The 19,228-nt window shown below is 43.4% G+C and carries 16 protein-coding genes; 11 read left to right on the top strand and 5 right to left on the bottom strand.

Annotated elements, in window-relative coordinates:
* The first annotated feature begins 21 nt into the window (after positions 1-21).
* Positions 22-1,017, top strand: coding sequence for an MBL fold metallo-hydrolase (locus BF9343_RS12555; protein WP_005788177.1), 996 nt, complete (start codon positions 22-24; stop codon positions 1,015-1,017).
* A gap of 100 nt (positions 1,018-1,117) precedes the next feature.
* Here BF9343_RS12555 and BF9343_RS12550 read toward each other — a convergent pair whose 3' ends face one another.
* The 4 genes from BF9343_RS12550 to BF9343_RS12535 all read right to left on the bottom strand — a co-directional run bounded on the left by BF9343_RS12550 (position 1,118) and on the right by BF9343_RS12535 (position 8,226).
* Positions 1,118-3,226: a dipeptidyl-peptidase 5 gene (locus tag BF9343_RS12550; protein WP_008768998.1), complete on the bottom strand. Its 2,109-nt coding sequence runs from the start codon at positions 3,224-3,226 to the stop codon at positions 1,118-1,120.
* A 73-nt stretch (positions 3,227-3,299) separates the two neighbouring features.
* Positions 3,300-4,631, bottom strand: a complete 1,332-nt coding sequence (locus BF9343_RS12545) for an MATE family efflux transporter (protein ID WP_005788174.1) — start codon at positions 4,629-4,631, stop codon at positions 3,300-3,302.
* Between the two features lie 88 nt (positions 4,632-4,719).
* Positions 4,720-6,576, bottom strand: coding sequence for a membrane protein insertase YidC (yidC, locus tag BF9343_RS12540; protein WP_005788172.1), 1,857 nt, complete (start codon positions 6,574-6,576; stop codon positions 4,720-4,722).
* A gap of 48 nt (positions 6,577-6,624) precedes the next feature.
* Positions 6,625-8,226, bottom strand: a complete 1,602-nt coding sequence (locus tag BF9343_RS12535; protein ID WP_005788170.1) for a CTP synthase — start codon at positions 8,224-8,226, stop codon at positions 6,625-6,627.
* Between the two features lie 383 nt (positions 8,227-8,609).
* Between BF9343_RS12535 and BF9343_RS12530 the strand changes: the two genes are divergently transcribed.
* From BF9343_RS12530 to galE, 10 genes are all read left to right on the top strand, one after another.
* On the top strand, positions 8,610-10,043 hold the full coding sequence (locus BF9343_RS12530; protein ID WP_005793419.1) for a DUF3078 domain-containing protein: 1,434 nt from the start codon (positions 8,610-8,612) through the stop codon (positions 10,041-10,043).
* Between the two features lie 128 nt (positions 10,044-10,171).
* Positions 10,172-10,576: a hypothetical protein gene (locus BF9343_RS12525; protein ID WP_005788164.1), complete on the top strand. Its 405-nt coding sequence runs from the start codon at positions 10,172-10,174 to the stop codon at positions 10,574-10,576.
* A gap of 250 nt (positions 10,577-10,826) precedes the next feature.
* The gene (locus tag BF9343_RS12520; RefSeq protein WP_005793421.1) at positions 10,827-11,246 is read left to right on the top strand and encodes a SoxR reducing system RseC family protein; all 420 of its coding nucleotides are present in this window, start codon (positions 10,827-10,829) and stop codon (positions 11,244-11,246) included.
* 5 nt (positions 11,247-11,251) lie between these two features.
* Complete coding sequence (locus tag BF9343_RS12515) at positions 11,252-12,124, top strand: Fe-S cluster domain-containing protein (protein WP_005788160.1); 873 nt, start codon at positions 11,252-11,254, stop codon at positions 12,122-12,124.
* A gap of 36 nt (positions 12,125-12,160) precedes the next feature.
* Entirely contained in the window at positions 12,161-13,498 is a 1,338-nt protein-coding gene (gene rsxC / locus BF9343_RS12510) for an electron transport complex subunit RsxC (protein WP_005788158.1), read from the top strand.
* A 5-nt stretch (positions 13,499-13,503) separates the two neighbouring features.
* Positions 13,504-14,496, top strand: coding sequence for an RnfABCDGE type electron transport complex subunit D (locus BF9343_RS12505; RefSeq protein WP_005788156.1), 993 nt, complete (start codon positions 13,504-13,506; stop codon positions 14,494-14,496).
* Positions 14,493-15,161 (top strand): RnfABCDGE type electron transport complex subunit G, encoded by a 669-nt coding sequence (locus tag BF9343_RS12500; RefSeq protein WP_005815491.1) that lies wholly within the window; start codon positions 14,493-14,495, stop codon positions 15,159-15,161. Before BF9343_RS12505 ends, BF9343_RS12500 begins: the two co-directional genes overlap by 4 nt.
* A gap of 17 nt (positions 15,162-15,178) precedes the next feature.
* Positions 15,179-15,766 carry an electron transport complex subunit RsxE gene (gene rsxE / locus BF9343_RS12495; RefSeq protein WP_005788152.1) on the top strand — a complete coding sequence of 196 codons (588 nt, stop codon included), beginning with the start codon at positions 15,179-15,181 and terminating at the stop codon, positions 15,764-15,766.
* A 13-nt stretch (positions 15,767-15,779) separates the two neighbouring features.
* Positions 15,780-16,352: an electron transport complex subunit RsxA gene (gene rsxA / locus BF9343_RS12490; protein ID WP_005778198.1), complete on the top strand. Its 573-nt coding sequence runs from the start codon at positions 15,780-15,782 to the stop codon at positions 16,350-16,352.
* Between the two features lie 204 nt (positions 16,353-16,556).
* A complete protein-coding gene (gene galE, locus BF9343_RS12485) occupies positions 16,557-17,591 on the top strand; it encodes a UDP-glucose 4-epimerase GalE (RefSeq protein ID WP_005788150.1) in 1,035 nt (344 codons plus the stop codon).
* A gap of 324 nt (positions 17,592-17,915) precedes the next feature.
* Here galE and BF9343_RS12480 read toward each other — a convergent pair whose 3' ends face one another.
* A complete protein-coding gene (locus tag BF9343_RS12480) occupies positions 17,916-19,175 on the bottom strand; it encodes a DUF4934 domain-containing protein (protein ID WP_010993084.1) in 1,260 nt (419 codons plus the stop codon).
* Between the last annotated feature and the right edge of the window lie 53 nt (positions 19,176-19,228).

The raw sequence follows: 19,228 nt of genomic DNA, 5'->3' as shown, positions 1-19,228 counted from the left end.
ATCGAAAAGAATACGTATCATATGGGCGAGCATATATGTTTCAGAAGAAATGAAAGACTGGCAACGGTCAATCCTCACTGGCGGGGCAATCCTGTAGTAAGAGGAAAGTTTGTCAATCGCCAGCATCGTTTTCGTCCCGGAATGGGGAGTGTGTTGAAGTGGCGTCTTTCGCCCAATCCGCAGCGGAAAGAGAAAAAGAGTGTGAAGTGGAGTCCCAAGTTGAATTATCTGCGTTCGCTGGATGGCGTGGTAGGCAATTCACTGATTTGGCTCGGGCATAATTCTTTCTTCCTGCAGTTAGGTAGGAAGCGGATCATGTTCGACCCCGTTTTCGGCGATATTCCTTTCGTTAAGCGGCAAAGTGATTTTCCGGCCAATCCCGATATATTTACCGATATCGATTATCTGCTGATCAGTCACGATCATTTTGATCACCTCGATAAGCAAAGTGTGGCACGGTTGGTAAAAAACAATCCGGGGATGAAACTCTTTTGTGGTCTGGGCACCGGGGAGCTGATCAAAGGATGGTTTCCTGAGCTTGAGGTGACAGAGGCTGGCTGGTATCAGCAGATAGAAGATGACGGGCTGAAAATAACGTTTCTTCCCGCACAACATTGGAGCAAACGTTCCGTTCGCGATGGAGGGCGCAGGCTGTGGGGGGCATTTATGGTACAGGCCGATGGTATTTCCCTCTACTACAGCGGTGATACCGGTTACTCCAGGCATTTCCGCGAAATACCCGATCTTTTCGGAGCTCCCGATTATGCTTTGGTGGGTATCGGGGCCTATAAACCGCGCTGGTTTATGCAACCCAATCATATATCGCCTTATGATGCTCTGACTGCATCGACCGATATGAAGGCTGCTCTCACAATTCCGATGCATTACGGAACTTTCGATTTGTCCGATGAACCTCTGCATGACCCTCCTCTGGTTTTTGCTGCCGAAGCCAAGAAGCGAAAGATAGATGTATATATCCCCGTACTGGGAGAGGTGGTGAAGTTGAAGCGGATGTAGACTTTGGGTACTTCTTACCTTCCAAATAGAGTTTCTGTTGTCAACAAATAAAGGCTCTGTCCGGCAGGGACAGAGCCTTTATTTGTTGACAACACAGCCTTTATTTCTGTGCCGTTTCGTTTGGTTTCAGCCATTGATCCAGCCATTCGAAGAAAGTCCGTTGCCACAGTACACCGTTCTGTGGTTTCAGTACCCAGTGGTTTTCATCCGGATAAATCAGTAATTCGGCAGGTACACCACGCATCACGGCAGCATCGAATGCAGCCATTGCCTGGTTGGCAAGGATGCGGTAGTCTTTCTCACCGTGGATACAGAGAATTGGAGTATCCCATTTTTCGACAAACAAATGGGGAGAATTGGCAAATGTACGTTGGGCTGTCGGATTCTGCTTTTCCCAGTAAGCGCCGCCCATATCCCAGTTGGCAAACCATTTTTCTTCTGTCTCCAGATATTGCATTTCCATATTGAAGATACCGTCGTGGGCAATGAATGCCTTGAAGCGCTTGTCGTGATGTCCGGCCAACCAATACACAGAAAATCCTCCGAAGCTGGCACCTACACAACCCAGACGATCACTATCCACAAACGGCTCTTTGGCCATTTCGTCGATAGCCGTGAAATAATCCTTCATACATTGACCACCGTAATCACCGCTGATAGCCTCGTTCCATTCCAATCCGAAGCCCGGAAGTCCGCGACGATTCGGAGCTACGACGATATAACCGTTGGCGGCCATAATCTGCATGTTCCAACGATAACTCCAGAACTGGCTTACCGGACTCTGAGGACCACCTTCGCAGAAAAGCAGTGTCGGGTACTTCTTATTCGGATCGAATTGAGGCGGATAGATGACCCATGTCAGCATCTCTTTGCTGTCAGTTGTTTTCATCCAGCGGCCTTCTACTTTACCCATTTCGATCTGATCATAGATTTGCTTGTTCTCTTGGGTCAGTTGCGTGGTTTGTCCGTCCAAAGCTATTGCGTAAATTTCGTCACCCATACTCATTGAATGGCGTTTGGCAATCAGTTTGTCTCCGAAGAGGGCAACGCCTTCGTAGTCGTACATACCCGAAGTGACGGGGCGTACGGAATCGTTAGCCAGATCGAGTGAATAAATTTGTGTCTCGCCATGCCATACACCGGTGAAGTAGATCGTCTTGGCATCCCGGCTCCATACGAATGCATCTACATTCGAATCGAAAGCTTTACTTACAAAACGTTTCTCGCCCGTTTCCAGGTTCATGACGAAGAGTCGGTTCTGGTCAGCTTCGTAACCGTCGCGCTCCATGCTTTGCCAGGCAATGCTTTTTCCATCCGGAGAATATTGCGGATTTGTATCATAACCCATCATACCTTCGGTGATGTTTACTGTTTTCTTGGTATTCAGGTCATATACATAGATATCCGAGTTGGTAGATATGGCATAAGCCAGTCCCGTTTTTTTGCGGCAGGTATAAGCCACCTTGTCCGAAGTCGTATTCCAAGCCAATTGTTCGATACCTCCCCAAGGTTTCATCGGGCTTTCGTAAGGTTCTCCTTCCAGCACATCTATGATGTTGGAGATTGATTTGCCATCAAAGTCGGCGATGAAAGGATGTGGAGCGGTGGTCACCCATTCGTCCCAATGTTTATACATCAGGTCGGTGATGATGATTCCGGTCGCTTTATCCAGGTCGGGGTATTTATCAGCCGTGCTCTTTACTGTTTTCACTTGAGCGATGAAGAGTATTTTTTTACCGTCCGGTGAGATGGAATATCCCTCGATGTCTCCGTCATACTTGGAGATCTGCTTGCGTCCGCTACCGTCCGGATTCATTTCATACAGTTGGCTGCTGCCGTTGTCATTGCTCAGGAAGAGCAGCTTGCTTCCGTCTGCCGCCCAAGTCACTTCATTTTCCTGATAAGGAGTGTGGGTAATCTGTCGATTATCCGTTCCATCCGCGTTCATCACAAAAACTTCCCGGTTGCTCTTGTTCTCGGGGACACTGTAATAAGCCACAGTATAGGCTATTTGCTTTCCGTCAGGCGATACGGCCAGTCCGCCGATACGTCCCATCGCCCAAAGCGCTTCGGGAGTCATCCGCTTTCCTTCGATCTTGATATCGGATTTACCGATCAGCGCCTGATCTGTTTTGCCTGCATCTTTGGTTCCACCACAAGATGCTAACATCATTGCTGCCGACATAATAAATAGGTTTACTTGTCTCATAGTTATTTTAATAATTAGTAATTTACTTGTGTTCTCTTCCATAATAGTGCTGCGAAGATAAGCAAAAATCAGGTCAAATCTGCTTTTTCTGCCAGTTTCCTTTCTTTATATAAAGGTATGAAAGGAACAGGATACAGATTCCGTACAGATGTTCCGTAGTCCAGCAGACGGCTACATCCACTCTCAGATAGAGAATCATATAGGTGATATAGATCAGATAAATGGCCAGTACACAGAGTTCCAATCCCAACGCCGTACGTGTGTTGCCCGTTCCGGATACTGCCTGAAAATAGACGTTGGCAGGTACGAGTATCAGATAAGCGGAGCATAGTACCCATAAAGAAGGGATGGAGGCCTCCCGCAAATCGGGAATATCCGTATAGATACTCAATATCAGGTTAGGAAACAGTGCGAAGAGTATAACCAGCGGCAGCACGAAAATATAACCGATACGGATGTGCTGGCGGATCGTTCCGGGAACACACTTGATTTCGCCCGCACCGATCAGGTTACTCACCAGGGAGCCGCAAGTAGCTGCAAATGCCATGGTGACCATAAACGGGATGCCCGATACGTTACGGATGATATTGGTTATGGCCAGTGCACGTTCGCCTAAGTGTTCGACAAATAGGAAGAACATGAACCAAGTGGACAGCGAGAAAAAGTTCTGAATCATTGTCCAAAAGGATACGTTCAGGATCCGTTTCAGCATCTCCGGCCGGAATCCGGGCAGATGATTCAAGGCATACTTTTTACAGTCTATCCGTTTCCAGGTGTAGATGACGAAGAAGATGACCGAAACCATTTCGGCCAGTGACGAACCGATGGCGGCTCCGGCGATACCTAACTGTGGAGCACCGAACTTACCGAAAATCAGTATGTAGTTGAACACCACATTGGATAATACCATGACCACAGAGTTCAGTGTCAGGGTTTTGGTCTGAGTTGTACCCACGAAGAATGCACGAAACATTACTCCGACAAAGGAGAAGAAAAAGCCGAAGACCCTCCAGTTGATGTAGCTGATGGACGCATCGTATATATGCTCCGAGCTAATGACCTTTTTCAGTATGTGCGGTGAGAAGCACAGCGAAAGAGTGAATGCTACCACTGCGAGTGAAAGCAGAAAGTAGACACCCTGATAAAAGATGGGCCCGATAGCCTGGTATTGCTGTTCACCGTTACGACGGGCAATCAGGATTTGTGCACCTATACTGAATCCGAATGCCATCATAAAAATAGCCAGATAGTATACACCGGCAATGGCCGAGGCTCCCAGTTCGACTTCGCCCACACGTCCCAGAAAAGCAGTGTCGGTCATGCCTATCAGCTGTTCCATGATCAGGCTGATCAGGATGGGGTAGGCGATAATCCATATTTCTTTGTATGTGTATTTAGTAGTCATGTTGTAATCTGTTCAATAAAGGAAAAGAAAGCCGGACAAACATACACTGCTTGTCCGGCTCTTCGGTATTTAAGCTGATTTCTATCTCTTATTTCTTATTCTGCTTATTAGCCCGTTCTTTTGCCAATTGTTCCTGTTGTTTTTGCATAGCTTCCAGGCGTGCGGCAAATCCGGTCTTCTTCATCTGTTTCGGATCTTTCTTCTTAGCTTCCAGTTCGGTAAGCAATTTGTTTTCGTCAGTTGTCCGGCGCAATATGATCATGGTTACTACACTGATCAGAGTCGAAATGAAGTAGTAATAGTTCAATCCCGAAGGATAGTCGTTCAAGACGAAGAGGAACATGATCGGCATCAGGTACATCATCCACTTCATCGCAGCCATTTGCGGCTGGGCACCCGTATCCTGCTGTTGCATTGTGTACTTCGTATTCAGGATGTTGGTAACAGTCATCAGCAAGCAGAACAAACTGAGGTGATTACCCAAGAATGGAATATGGAACGGGAAAGTGATGAATGCGTCATAAGTCGACAAGTCATCCGCCCAAAGGAAACTCTGCTGACGAAGTTCGATAGCACTCGGTACGAACATGAACAATGCCATCAGGATAGGGAATTGCAACAACATCGGCAGACAGCCACCCATCGGGCTTACACCGTACTGGCTGTACAATCCCATCACCTCCTGCTGTTTCTTCATCGCATCTTCCTGTTTGGGGTATTTCTTGTTGATCTCATCGATTTTCGGTTTCAGCACCCGCATTTTGGCTGATGACATATAGGTCTTCCATGTTGCCGGGAAAACGACTATTTTCACCATGATGGTGAGTAACAACAGAACGATACCCATACTTAATCCCCAGCCGGACAACCAGTCGAACACGTTGATGGTGATCCATTTGTTAATCCAACGAATCAACGGCCAGCCCAGATATACCAGGTTGTTAAGTTCCCATTTCTCTTCACGTCCCTTATCCAACGCAGTCAGCGTTTTGTAGTGGTTCGGGCCGAAGTAGAAATACATATCGGTAGGTTGTTTGCCGGTCGGATCAAAGAACGTACTCATCTCGGCGGAATAGTCCTTTATGTAACCGCTTCCCTGTTTCTCCATTTTCGATTTAACCGTAGTCTTTTCGAAATCCTGTTCTGCGATGAATACGGAAGAGAAGAACTGATTCTTGAAAGCGATCCAGTCCAGACGTTCCGAAACGGACTTTTCGTCGTCTTTACTTGCCGAAAGGTTATCCACATCATCACCGGTGTATTTGTAGGTGAGGTCTGCCAAACGGTTTTCGTAAGTATATCCCTTTTCGATCTGGCGGGCACGTTGTGACCATGAGATGTCCACATAGTTTGTGCTGGCAGCCAATTTTCCGTCCATTCCCGTAGCTTTGATCACAAAGCTCATCAGGTAGTTATCAGGTTTCAGTGTATAAATGAAATCGATATAGCTGGCACTGTCGGCAGCTAGACGCATCGTTACACTGCTATCTGTTTTATTGACTGCTTCAAAATAGAAGTCTTTTGTCTGGAGGGCCCCCTTCTTGTTATAGAAGTTGAAGTTCATGGAAGCATCGCTGCCGTTGAACAACACAACCGGTTTCTTATCCTGTCCCATGTAGTTTTTCAACAGGGCAGAGTAAACACGGCCACCTTTGTTATCCAGAGTGATTTCTACCAAATTATTCTGGATAGTAGTAAACGCCTCTTTACCTTTGGTGGCACTGAAGAAGAGCGATGCTGAGTCGGCTGCTGTTTCTTCTTTTTCGTTAGCCAGCGCAGCTTCGGTTTTGGCTCTCAGTGCTTCTTCTTGCTGCTGTACCACGGCTATAGAGTCATAATACCGCTTTTGAGCGGCTATTTGCTCCTCGCTGGGACGGCTCAGAAAACTGAATCCTACCAGTAATATACCTATTAAAACGAGGCCTGTGATGGTGTTTTTATCCATTCTCTTTTTTAAGTGATTAATGATTAATAATCTATACGATAACGATCTTTACTTATCGATTGCAGCCTTGATGAACGACACGAACAACGGATGCGGGTGTAGTACGGTACTGCTGTATTCCGGATGGAACTGTGTTCCGATGTACCATTTCAATGTAGGAATCTCTACAATTTCTACCAAGTCGGACTCGGGGTTGATACCTACACACTTCATGCCGGCCTCTTCGAATTGTTTGCGATAGTCGTTGTTGAATTCGTAGCGGTGGCGATGACGCTCCTGAATGTGTTCTTCTTTGTAGGCTTCGTATACCTTAGAGTCTTTCTTCAATACACATTCGTAAGCTCCCAGACGCATAGTACCTCCCATATTGGTGATGGCTTTCTGCTCTTCCATGATGTCGATCACGTTGTGCTTGGTCTTTTCATCCATTTCAATGGAGTTGGCATCGGCATAACCCAACACATTACGGGCAAACTCGATAGCCATACATTGCATACCCAGACAGATACCGAATGTCGGAATGTTGTGTTCGCGGGTGTATTTGGCAGCTACGAACTTACCTTCGATACCGCGTGAACCGAATCCCGGACAGATAACTACTCCGTTTACATGTCCCAATTGTTCGTCTACATTGTCCGGAGTCAGATGTTCGGATGATACATATTCTATTTTTACTTTACGGTCATTGTAGGTAGCAGCTTGTGACAAGGATTCCAGAATAGATTTGTAGGCATCCTGCAATTCAACATATTTACCTACCATTGCAATGGTTACTGTTTCAGTTGCATTGGCACGACGGTTCAGGAAGTCTTTCCAAGGACCCAACGGCGGACGTTCGCCTACAGGCAGACCCATCTTTTGGAGTATGGTTTCGTCCAGGCCTTGCTCTTGCATCAACAGAGGTACTTCATAAATAGTTGAAGCGTCGATTGACTGAACAACTGCGTTTTCGGCTACATTACAGAACAGAGCGACCTTCTTGCGCAAGTTGGTATTCAGGTCATGTTCGGTACGTAGCACCAGGATATCCGGCTGTACACCGAGTGATTGCAACTCTTTTACGGAATGTTGAGTCGGTTTGGTTTTTAACTCTTGGGCAGCGGACAGGAAAGGTACATAAGTCAGGTGTACACACAAGGCATTCTGACCCAGTTCCCATTTCAACTGACGAATACTTTCCAGATAAGGCAAAGATTCGATATCACCTACTGTTCCGCCAATTTCTGTGATTACAAAGTCGAACTTATACTTGTTACCCAGTAACTTGACGTTACGTTTGATTTCATCGGTGATATGAGGAATCACCTGAATGGTTTTCCCCAAATAATCTCCACGGCGTTCTTTATCGATGACGCTCTTATAGATACGGCCTGTCGTGATGTTGTTGGCCTTCGTTGTCTGGATGCCCAGGAAACGTTCGTAGTGTCCTAAGTCAAGATCGGCTTCATGGCCGTCTACAGTCACGTAGCATTCTCCGTGTTCATAAGGGTTCAATGTTCCCGGGTCAATGTTGATGTACGGGTCAAACTTCTGGATAGTTACTTTATAACCTCTTGCTTGCAGCAATTTACCGATGGAAGATGAAATGATACCTTTTCCTAAAGAAGAGGCAACACCACCGGTGACGAAAATATACTTTGTTTCTCCCACAGCTATAACTGTTTTAATAATTTGTTTCTAAATCCTTTGATTTGAATCTTAAAAACCGCAAAATTACAAAAAAATGGGGAAGAACGGATGCTTTCTACAAAACAAATTTATTAAAAAATGCAATTCCGGGTACCGAAATGTTTGAACGACAAACAGTCACATGTTTGCCGGCATATAAGCACGCCTTTATTCAACTTGCACTATCGAGCCGGGGGAAGGCGGTTCTCAGTTCGATCTGTATTGTTCTGAGAGATAATGCACGTTCCAATAAAACAGCTGAATTGTTGTATAGATTCATTTGATAGGTTATTCCTATTAAAATCGAGCAAATTTTATGTAATCTAAACTATTTAATGTAAATTTGCCCCAAATTTGTTATAAAAATGAAGACTAGTCACATCTCAACATTAGCATTTGCGATCCTGTTTTCTTCGTCAGTGATGGCGCAGAAGACGAACAAACTGGTTTCTGAAACAGTGCAGAGTGAAGTGAAAGCAGATACACTTTCCGAGACGCTTCAACAGTACCTTGTCCTGAAACTGAATCTGGATGGTCCGAAGCCTAAGATAGATACGGTGTCCATCTTATATAATAAGTATATAGGAGAGTTGGAATATCTTAATGATCCTTCTGTACCCATGCGTTATATTAAGACGGATCCGGATTACTACCGACTGTTTGTACCGCTGACTTATTATAACTCTCCCATCGCGGAATATTCTACCATGCACTGGAAGTTTAAGGAACCTTTTGTTACTCCCTCTCTTTCTTCGCAATTATTGCCGCCGTATGACACATTGCAGTTTTCTAAAGCTGAGAGAGCTTCCCGGCTGGTGAATGTTGCTTTGATGGATCTATATCTGAACCATCCTAATTTAGTCGTTAATACCGAAGATCATATCATGAGCCGTAAGTTGTATCATGGCGATAAGAAGATTGAAGTCCCGAAAACAGAAGTGAAAAGCCTGTTCCGTGCGGATAAGGTGGAAGACAATGTGGGTGAAGCGGAAATGGTGATCTCCAAGCCCAATTGGTGGGTGACAGGAGGTAACGGTTCGCTTCAGATTACCCAGAACTATATTTCGGACAACTGGTACAAGGGAGGTGAGAGCAATAATGCCGTAATGGCCAATCTGCAGTTGTTCGCTAACTACAATGACCGTGAAAAAGTACAGTTTGAAAATCTGTTCGAAGCTAAATTAGGATTCAATTCTTCTCCGTCAGACGAATATCATAAATACCTGGTTAATACCGACCAGTTGCGTTTGTATTCTAAATTAGGTATTCAGGCTGCCAATAATTGGTACTATACTATTACAGGAGAGTTTAAAACCCAGTTCGTAAAGGGATATAAGGCTAACAGTGAAGAGTTGGTAGCTGCTTTCCTTGCTCCTGCAGATGTGATAGTCAGTGTCGGTATGGACTATAAGTTGAAAAAGAAAAAATTCAATCTTTCTGTATTCATGTCTCCGTTGACTTATAACCTTCGTTATATAGGTAACAAAAACGTGGACGAAACCAAGTTTGGATTGGATAAAGGCAAATGCTCGAAGAATGACTTCGGTGCACAGGTTCAACCTACTATTTCATGGACTATTATTCCGTCTATTGTAGTCGATTCCCGTTTGAACTATCTGACGAACTATAAATGGGTGCGTGTAGAGTGGGAGAATACTTTCAACTTTGTATTGAACCGTTATCTTTCTACCAAACTATTTGTACATGCACGCTTTGACGACAGTGCGAAGCCGACTACTGGCAGCAGTTATTTCCAGCTGAAGGAGTTGCTAAGCTTTGGTCTGAATTATAAATGGTAATCGGGAATAATTGACATAATGTAAATATATGAAATAGGGGCCGACTGGAATCTTCAGTTGGCTCTCTTCTTTCCGGTGAGGTTAATTCTCCCCGTGGTAAGTAAGTTCTAATTCAAAAAGAGGATATTATGATTAAACAAGACTATCTGATACGGATGATTCAGGAAATCATTTCGTTAATTGTAAATGCGATATTGAATAAAAAGAAGTTCCGTAAGGATGAATGGACTGAATATGATTGCCTGACGAGACAGATTTTAGGAGTTTCTCAAGAGGAATTGTTAAGTATGAGCCTGGATGAAATGATTGACTGTTATGAAGGAGATCCTAATAGAATGGGGAAGATAGAATTGGCGGCCGTGACTTTGTTGAAAGTTTCGGACGAGGTGGAATCTGATATTTTGCAAAAGTCCAAATTACGTCAGGATGGGCTTTCCTTGCTAAAATATGTTCAGAAAGAAAGCAGTACCTTTTCAATTCAGCGGACGAATTTGATTCGGATGATTGAGATTAATGAATCTCTTAAAATGTAGAAGGGGAAATAAACAGAAAGTGATAAAAGAATTGGTTTTTGTTTCTAATTTCTTTAAAAATATCAGAAGATGATAACATTTTCTTAGTAAAGCAGGTGAAAAGCCTGCTTTTTCTGTTTCCATACCCGATTGATAGAGCAAAAATTACTTTAAAAAGACTTCATATTGCACTATAAAAAACATTCAAATACTTCGTAATTTTCAAACTTATGCTTAAATTTGCCGCAATTTGTAATGTGCAGTTTGCAAAATGACTAATATAATAACTCATCAAGGTATTGTGGAAAACATAAGTGGTTCTCAGGTTTTTGTGAGGATCATCCAGACATCGGCTTGCTCGACTTGCAGTGTCAAGGGACATTGCTCTTCGGCAGATAGCAAGGAGAAGGTAATTGAAGTTACCGATACTTCGTCTGCATGGAAGATAGGGGACGAGGTGACGATTATTGGTGCCACCTCCATGGGCATGCAAGCGGTTCTTCTGGCTTTTCTCATTCCTCTCTTTCTTTTAATCTTTGGCCTTTTCATTTTCAAGACAGTTCTTCATAGTGAACTATATGGAGCATTTGCTGCTTTGGCGGTGCTTATTCCTTATTATTATATAATATGGTTGAACAGAACTCGGTTGAAACAAAAATTTTCTTTTACTATAAAACCAATAAATAACTAAAAATTATGAATTTGATTCTGATTGCAGTGATTTCTTTGGGAGCTATTGCGCTTGTATTGGCTGCAGTATTGTATGTTGCTTCTAAGAAATTTGCCGTGTACGAAGACCCACGAATTGCCCAGGTATCCGAAGTGTTGCCTCAGGCTAACTGCGGTGGATGTGGTTATCCGGGTTGCAGCGGATTTGCCGATGCTTGCGTCAAAGCCGGTTCGCTGGAAGGTAAGTTTTGTCCGGTGGGTGGACAGCCTGTGATGTCTCAGGTTGCCTCTATTCTCGGATTGGACGCCGGAACTGCAGAACCGATGGTTGCAGTGGTTAGATGTAACGGAACCTGCACGAACCGTCCGCGTACAAATATGTATGACGGTGCAAAGAGCTGTGCTATTGCTGCTTCGCTTTATGGCGGAGAGACCGGCTGTAGCTATGGATGTTTGGGATGTGGCGACTGTGTGGCTGCCTGCCAGTTCGATGCTATTCACATGAATCCGGAAACAGGACTTCCTGAGGTGGATGAAGAAAAGTGTACGGCTTGCGGAGCTTGTGTAAAAGCCTGTCCGAAAGCGATAATCGAGCTTCGTGCCAAAGGTAAGAAATCGCGTCGTGTATATGTATCTTGTGTCAACAAAGACAAAGGAGCTGTCGCACGCAAAGCCTGTACGGTAAGTTGCATCGGTTGTGGTAAGTGTGTCAAAACTTGTCCGTTCGAGGCAATTACACTTGAAAACAATCTCGCTTACATCGATTACAATAAATGTAAGTCTTGTCGCAAGTGCGTTGAAGTTTGTCCGCAGCACACTATCATCGAGTTGAATTTCCCTCCTCGTAAACCTAAAGAGGAAACGCCTGTTGCCGAAGCTGCCAAAACTGCCGAAGCTTAAAAAAACGAGTAATAAACAGATAAAATACAGAATTGTATGTTGAAGACATTTTCAATTGGTGGTGTTCATCCACACGAAAATAAACTCTCAGCACATCAACCTATTGTTACGGCAGAGGTTCCGGCAAAAGCTGTGATACTGCTGGGGCAGCATATCGGTGCGCCTGCTAAGCCTATTGTGGCAAAAGGTGATGTGGTGAAGGTGGGCACTAAAATAGCCGAAGCTAATGGCTTTGTTTCGGCAGCCATTCACTCTTCTGTCAGTGGTAAAGTCGCTAAGATTGACTCTATTGTCGATGCGAGCGGTTATGCTAAACCTGCTATTTTTATTGATGTAGACGGGGATGAATGGGAAGAGTCTATCGATCGTAGTCCTGAATTGGTAAAAGAGTGCGAATTGACTTCGGAAGAGATTGTGAAGAAGATAGCAGATGCAGGCATTGTTGGTTTGGGAGGAGCTTGTTTCCCAACTCAAGTCAAACTTTGTCCGCCTCCTTCATTTAAAGCAGAATGCGTGATTATCAACGCTGTAGAGTGTGAACCTTACTTGACAGCCGACCATCAACTGATGTTGGAACATGCCGAGGAGGTAATGGTAGGGGTGGCTATTCTGATGAAGGCGGTGAAAGTCAATAAGGCTTTTATAGGTATCGAAAACAATAAACCCGATGCTATCCAACTGATGACGAAAGTCGCATCCAGTTATGCCGGTATTGAAGTTGTTCCTTTGAAAGTGAAATATCCTCAAGGGGGTGAGAAGCAGTTAATCGATGCTATTACGAAGCGCCAGGTTGCAAGCGGCGCATTACCTATCTCTACAGGAGCAGTTGTGCAGAATGTAGGTACTGCATTTGCCGTATATCAAGCTGTACAGAAAAATAAGCCTTTGTTTGAGCGTGTCATTACGGTGACCGGTAAGTCTGTTGCCCAGCCTTCTAACTTTTTGGCGCGTATTGGTACTCCGATGCAGCAGTTGATCGATGCCTGTGGCGGTTTGCCGGAGGATACCGGAAAAATAATTGGCGGTGGTCCGATGATGGGTAAAGCATTGGTTAATACTGATGTGCCCACTGCTAAAGGAAGTTCCGGAATTTTGATTATGAACCGGAAAGAGGCAAAACGCGGAGAAGTACAGAACTGCATTCGTTGTGCAAAGTGTGTGAGTGCCTGCCCGATGGGACTGGAGCCGTATCTGCTTTCCGCTTTGGCTGAGAACACAGAATTTGAAAGAATGGAATCAGAAAGAATCATGGATTGTATCGAGTGTGGCTCTTGCCAGTTCACTTGTCCTGCCAATCGTCCGTTACTCGACTACTGTCGTTTGGGTAAGGGAAAAGTAGGAGCTATGATTCGTGCACGTCAAGCTAAAAAATAATAAGTATGGAAAATAAATTAATTGTATCATTATCGCCTCACGTTCATGGTGGAGACAGCGTACAAAAGAATATGTACGGTGTGCTGATTGCGCTGATTCCTGCCTTTATCGTTTCGCTCGTATATTTCGGACTGGGTGCACTGATTGTCACAGCTACTTCTGTGATAGCCTGTTTGTTTTTTGAATGGGCAATCGGTAAGTTCTTGCTGAAGAAAGAAACCACTACTATTTGTGACGGTTCTGCTGTCATCACGGGAGTGTTGCTGGCGTTCAATCTACCGTCTAACTTACCTGTATGGATTATTATTTTAGGTGCTTTGTTTGCTATTGGTGTCGGTAAGATGTCATTTGGCGGCTTGGGGAACAATCCGTTTAACCCGGCACTGGCAGGGCGTGTGTTTCTGTTATTGTCATTCCCGGTACAGATGACTTCCTGGCCGGTGGTCGGTCAGTTGACTGCTTATACCGATGCTACTACTGCCGCCACTCCTTTGGCATTGATGAAACAGGCTATTCATGGGGATGTCTCGGCTTTTGGTCAACTGCCCGATGCTTGGAGTCTGTTTATTGGTAACAATGGTGGATGTCTGGGTGAAGTGAGTGCTGCTGCCCTGATTTTGGGTCTTCTTTATATGTTATGGAAGAGAATCATTACATGGCATATCCCTGTATCCATTCTGGTTACTGTATTTGTATTTTCCGGTATCATGCATCTGGCAAATCCCGAAGCTTATGTTTCTCCGGTGATCCAGTTGCTTTCGGGAGGCCTGATGCTGGGTGCTATCTTTATGGCAACAGACTATGTCACCTCTCCGATGAGTAAAAAAGGTATGTTGATTTATGGTGTCTGCATCGGTTTGCTGACAGTTGTTATCCGTCTGTTTGGTGCATATCCGGAAGGTATGTCGTTTGCTATTCTGATTATGAATGCATTCACTCCGCTAATCAATACGTATTGCAAACCAAAACGCTTTGGGGAGGTAGCGAAGAAGAAATGAAAAAGTTAGAATCATCATTGAAAAATATGTTGCTGGTACTCACCGGAGTAACAGCTATCTCGGTAGCTTTGCTGGCTTATGTGAATGAGTTGACTAAAGGTCCCATTGCAGAGGCGAATGCGAAGACATTGAATGAAGCTTTAAAAGAAGTTTTGCCCGAATTTACAAATAATCCGGTCGCAGAGTGTGATACCGTGTTTAGTGAGAAAGATGGCAAGAAGATTGTTGACTTTATCATTTATCCGGCTAAAAACGGAGATCAATGGGTAGGAACAGCAGTAGAAGCCAAGTCGATGGGATTTGGCGGAGAATTGAAAGTACTTGTTGGTTTTGATGCTGAAGGTAAAATCTACAACTATTCTTTGTTGTCACATGCCGAAACTCCGGGACTTGGTTCCAAGGCAGCCGACTGGTTCAAAGAAGGAAACAAAGGCAGCATTAAGGGAATGAATCCGGGTGAGCAACCGCTGACTGTAAGTAAAGACGGCGGACAGGTAGATGCCATTACTGCTTCTACTATCACTTCACGTGCATTTTTGAATGCTGTGAATGCTGCCTATGGTGCTTATAAAGGCGATGGCGGTGCTAATGGTACGACCGGTGCTTCGCAGAAAGCTGTGCAGAAGTCCGAAACTGCGATTGTCGATTCAGTAGTCATTAAATAAGAAAGGAGTATAAAGATATGAATAACTTTAAAGTATTAATGAATGGGATTGTTAAAGAGAATCCGACATTTGTGCTCCTGCTTGGTATGTGTCCTACACTCGGTACGACTTCCTCGGCCATAAATGGTATGGGTATGGGGCTTGCCACTATGTTTGTATTGATCTGTTCCAATGTAGTGATTTCATTGATAAAGAACCTGATTCCGGACATGGTGCGTATTCCGTCATTCATTGTAGTCATTGCATCTTTTGTGACTTTGCTTCAGATGGTAATGCAAGCATATGTACCCGGACTGTACGCTACATTGGGACTTTTTATTCCATTGATTGTTGTGAACTGCATTGTGTTGGGACGTGCAGAAGCATTTGCAGCCAAGAATAATGCACTTTCTTCTATGTTCGACGGAATCGGTATGGGATTGGGCTTTACAATTGCCCTTACATTGCTGGGAGCTGTTCGTGAGTTCCTGGGTACAGGCAAGGTATTCAACTTGTCAATCATTCCGGAAGAATACGGTATGCTTGTCTTTGTGCTTGCTCCGGGTGCGTTTATCGCATTGGGATATCTGATTGCGTTGATTAACAGCCTTAAGAAAGCGAATTAAAATATAAACGATTATGGAATATATATTGATATTTATCTCGGCAATCTTTGTTAATAACATTGTGTTGTCGCAATTTCTGGGAATCTGTCCTTTCTTGGGTGTTTCCAAGAAGGTGGATACTGCATTGGGTATGAGTGCAGCGGTAGCTTTCGTGCTTACCATTGCTACGATCGTAACGTTCCTGATCCAGAAGTTTGTACTCGATGCCTTCGGGTTGCAGTACTTGCAGACTATCACGTTTATCTTGGTTATCGCTGCATTGGTGCAGATGGTAGAAATTATTCTGAAGAAAGTTTCTCCCGCACTTTATCAGGCATTGGGCGTATTCCTTCCCTTGATTACAACGAATTGTTGTATCTTGGGTGTGGCAATTCTTGTTATCCAAAAAGATTATGACCTACTGACGGGTGTTGTATATGCATTCTCTACTGCTATTGGTTTCGGTCTGGCCCTGGTACTTTTCGCCGGACTCCGTGAGCAGATGAGTCTTGTGAAAATTCCCGAAGGAATGAAAGGTACTCCGATTGCTTTAATTACAGCCGGATTGCTGGCTATGGCATTTATGGGATTCTCCGGAGTTGTATAAATCCTGACGACAAACAACTGAAGGATGGAGCGGCGGATAGGCTACCGGTGGGGTAGTTCTTCCGCCGCTTTTTCTGTTATTTTGTCTTAATCCCTGTTTGCGCTATGAAATAATATTCGTTTTTTGTGCATTTATCTAAATTAATTTTGTTACATTTGCAAACACTTTACAAGTAAACCGAAAAAACTAACCATTATACACGTTATGAAAGAAAGAATTTTAGTAACAGGCGGAACCGGGTATATCGGCTCTCATACTGTGGTAGAGCTGCAAAACAGTGGATACGAAGTAATCATCATTGATAATTTATCTAATTCAAATGCTGATGTCGTAGATAATATCGAAAAGGTATCAGGTATTCGTCCTGTTTTCGAGAAACTGGATTGCTTGGATTTTGACGGTTTAGATGCCGTGTTCAATAAATATAAAGGTATTAAAGCGATTATCCACTTTGCGGCCAGCAAGGCAGTAGGTGAGTCTGTAGAAAAACCATTGCTTTATTATCGCAACAACCTCGTTTCTTTAATTAACTTGCTTGAATTAATGCCTAAACATGGCATTGAGGGCATTGTATTCTCTTCTTCATGTACTGTATATGGTGAACCGGATGAATTGCCTGTAACAGAGAATGCTCCGATAAAGAAAGCTACTTCTCCTTATGGAAATACCAAACAGATTAATGAAGAGATTGTTAGAGATACAGTAGCTTCCGGTGCTCCGATTAATGCAATTTTACTGCGTTATTTTAATCCGATTGGTGCTCATCCGACAGCATTGTTAGGAGAACTTCCTAATGGCGTACCTCAAAATCTTATTCCGTATTTAACTCAGACTGCTATCGGGATTCGCGAAAAATTGAGTGTCTTCGGTGATGATTATGATACACCTGACGGTTCATGTATCCGTGACTTTATCAATGTAGTCGATCTTGCTAAAGCACACGTAATTGCTATTGCACGTATTCTTGAAAAGAAACAAAAAGATAAAGTTGAAACTTTCAATATCGGTACAGGACGTGGAGTTTCAGTTCTTGAACTGATCAACGGATTTGAGAAAGCTACCGGCGTAAAACTGAACTATCAGATTGTTGGACGTCGTGCCGGTGATATTGAAAAGGTATGGGCTAACCCTGATTATGCGAACAATGAATTGGGTTGGAAAGCTCAGGAAACTCTGGAAGATACACTGCGTTCTGCTTGGGCATGGCAGTTGAAACTTCGTGAAAGAGGTATCCAATAAATAAGATATTGTTTTAATTAACATATAAGACATGAACAAATGTTTTTATACATTTGTTTATAGGATGCAAATCGGCCTGAAGCTGTTTATGTGTATGTGAATATCCATAATTAGTACTTATGCCTCCCCGGCATAGACAGGTAAGATTGCATAGTAGTTTTGTCGTGTTTTATTTTGTGTTTGTGTTGTGACAGTACTACGACGTGAGTCGTGGTACTGTTTTTTTTATTATAAACTTTATTTTATCTATGAGATTTTATTTTGTCTGACTATTGGATAGAAAAAACTCTCCTCTTTGAAGGAGTTCAAAGAGGAGAGTCGTTATTATTTTACCAATACTACTACCGGGTTGGATTCTTCATTCAAATTCTTCAGGACGCCTAGTTCTTTTTCTATTTTGACTTCCGGATGTTCCTCTAGCCAAGTAAGAATGTCAGCAGCTTGAACCAAAGAGGCACATTCACCTTTTTCATTAAGAAAGCTGGGAGTAAAAGGCATAAAATGGGTCAAGTCATCAACGAAATTATTTTCAGCTAAAGCTATATTAGTCACTTTTGTATTTTTGTCATAAATTCCATTGTACAAGATGTGTTTGTCTGTGTAAAGCCCTCTGATGAACTGGAAATAGAGTAACTTGTCATTCTCGATTGCATAGCTGATCATAATTCGGTCACTGTTATTGTCTGTAAGCGTACGTTCGGAAGCCGGCCAGTAATATTTACCGGTATTGAATATTATGTACTTTTCCAGCTGATTGTGTTTCAATGTGTAGATGGTGTCGGTAAATAATTCTTTGAATCGGATTTCGTCATTACACTTCCACAGTGCCGTATATCCGGGTACACAGATACTTTGTTTTCCGTTGTTATACTGTATTTGAATAATGCCTTCTAACAGTCCGAATCCCTTGCGTACCGAAATGTTGTTGATGTCTCCAACCTGTCCTGTTCCTAATTCGGGAATGATATTCGGGATCGTATCTATGTAATTACCTTTATCAGAGAAATATAATACCGAACTGGGACATCTTTGTCCTAATCCTCCTACATAATGCCCTATAATAATGGAATCAGAGAATACAAACCCATTCATTCCGGGACGGTTTATTTGTATATTGCCCGTTGAAGTTTCCGGCGAAGGGATGGTGATGACTCCTGCGAAATTTCCTTTTTGGTTATATTTTACCAATTGGTTGGGATCGCGATTAAAATACAATAATTGGTTTTTGGGATTCAGATATCCGCAAGTACTGCTATAAGCTTCAGGATCGTCTCCTCTGTGCCCTACAGAACAAATAAACTTTCCGGTTTCTTTGTCAAACAGCAAACACTGTTTGCCGTTATAGACCATAATTTTATCATCCAGAAGTTTGATATTAGGAAAATCTCCGATCAGGCAGGAGTCCGTTGTTTCTAAAGGAATGTATCGGATTGTTTTCCCGAGATCAGATACTTTTAGTTCTGTCAGTTTCTCCATTCCTCCGGCAATATCTATCAGATCGACTTCAGAGGTTTGCTGCGCTCCATTGCAGGAGGCTAACAATAGCATAGCAAAAATGCCGCATGATACAATTTGTCTCTTCATGTTTTTATCATTTAATCAGGTCGTAAAATACCTGTTGTTTGTTATGAAGGACA

Source organism: Bacteroides fragilis NCTC 9343, from assembly GCF_000025985.1.
In the GTDB taxonomy this organism is placed as follows: Bacteria; Bacteroidota; Bacteroidia; order Bacteroidales; family Bacteroidaceae; genus Bacteroides; species Bacteroides fragilis.
The sequence above is the reverse complement of the archived record's forward strand: the minus strand, read 5'-3'. Positions and strand labels throughout refer to the sequence as shown.

Excerpts from the sequence above, each read along its gene's own strand:
- BF9343_RS12550 (WP_008768998.1), bottom strand. The coding sequence starts at position 3,226 with ATGAGACAAGTAAACCTATTTATTATGTCGGCAGCAATGATGTTAGCA.
- BF9343_RS12515 (WP_005788160.1), top strand. The coding sequence starts at position 11,252 with ATGAATTTGATTCTGATTGCAGTGATTTCTTTGGGAGCTATTGCGCTT.
- yidC (WP_005788172.1), bottom strand. The coding sequence starts at position 6,576 with ATGGATAAAAACACCATCACAGGCCTCGTTTTAATAGGTATATTACTG.
- BF9343_RS12530 (WP_005793419.1), top strand. The coding sequence starts at position 8,610 with ATGAAGACTAGTCACATCTCAACATTAGCATTTGCGATCCTGTTTTCT.
- rsxE (WP_005788152.1), top strand. The coding sequence starts at position 15,179 with ATGAATAACTTTAAAGTATTAATGAATGGGATTGTTAAAGAGAATCCG.
- BF9343_RS12520 (WP_005793421.1), top strand. The coding sequence starts at position 10,827 with ATGACTAATATAATAACTCATCAAGGTATTGTGGAAAACATAAGTGGT.
- rsxC (WP_005788158.1), top strand. The coding sequence starts at position 12,161 with ATGTTGAAGACATTTTCAATTGGTGGTGTTCATCCACACGAAAATAAA.
- BF9343_RS12500 (WP_005815491.1), top strand. The coding sequence starts at position 14,493 with ATGAAAAAGTTAGAATCATCATTGAAAAATATGTTGCTGGTACTCACC.
- BF9343_RS12480 (WP_010993084.1), bottom strand. The coding sequence starts at position 19,175 with ATGAAGAGACAAATTGTATCATGCGGCATTTTTGCTATGCTATTGTTA.
- galE (WP_005788150.1), top strand. The coding sequence starts at position 16,557 with ATGAAAGAAAGAATTTTAGTAACAGGCGGAACCGGGTATATCGGCTCT.
- BF9343_RS12545 (WP_005788174.1), bottom strand. The coding sequence starts at position 4,631 with ATGACTACTAAATACACATACAAAGAAATATGGATTATCGCCTACCCC.
- BF9343_RS12555 (WP_005788177.1), top strand. The coding sequence starts at position 22 with ATGGGCGAGCATATATGTTTCAGAAGAAATGAAAGACTGGCAACGGTC.
- rsxA (WP_005778198.1), top strand. The coding sequence starts at position 15,780 with ATGGAATATATATTGATATTTATCTCGGCAATCTTTGTTAATAACATT.
- BF9343_RS12505 (WP_005788156.1), top strand. The coding sequence starts at position 13,504 with ATGGAAAATAAATTAATTGTATCATTATCGCCTCACGTTCATGGTGGA.
- BF9343_RS12525 (WP_005788164.1), top strand. The coding sequence starts at position 10,172 with ATGATTAAACAAGACTATCTGATACGGATGATTCAGGAAATCATTTCG.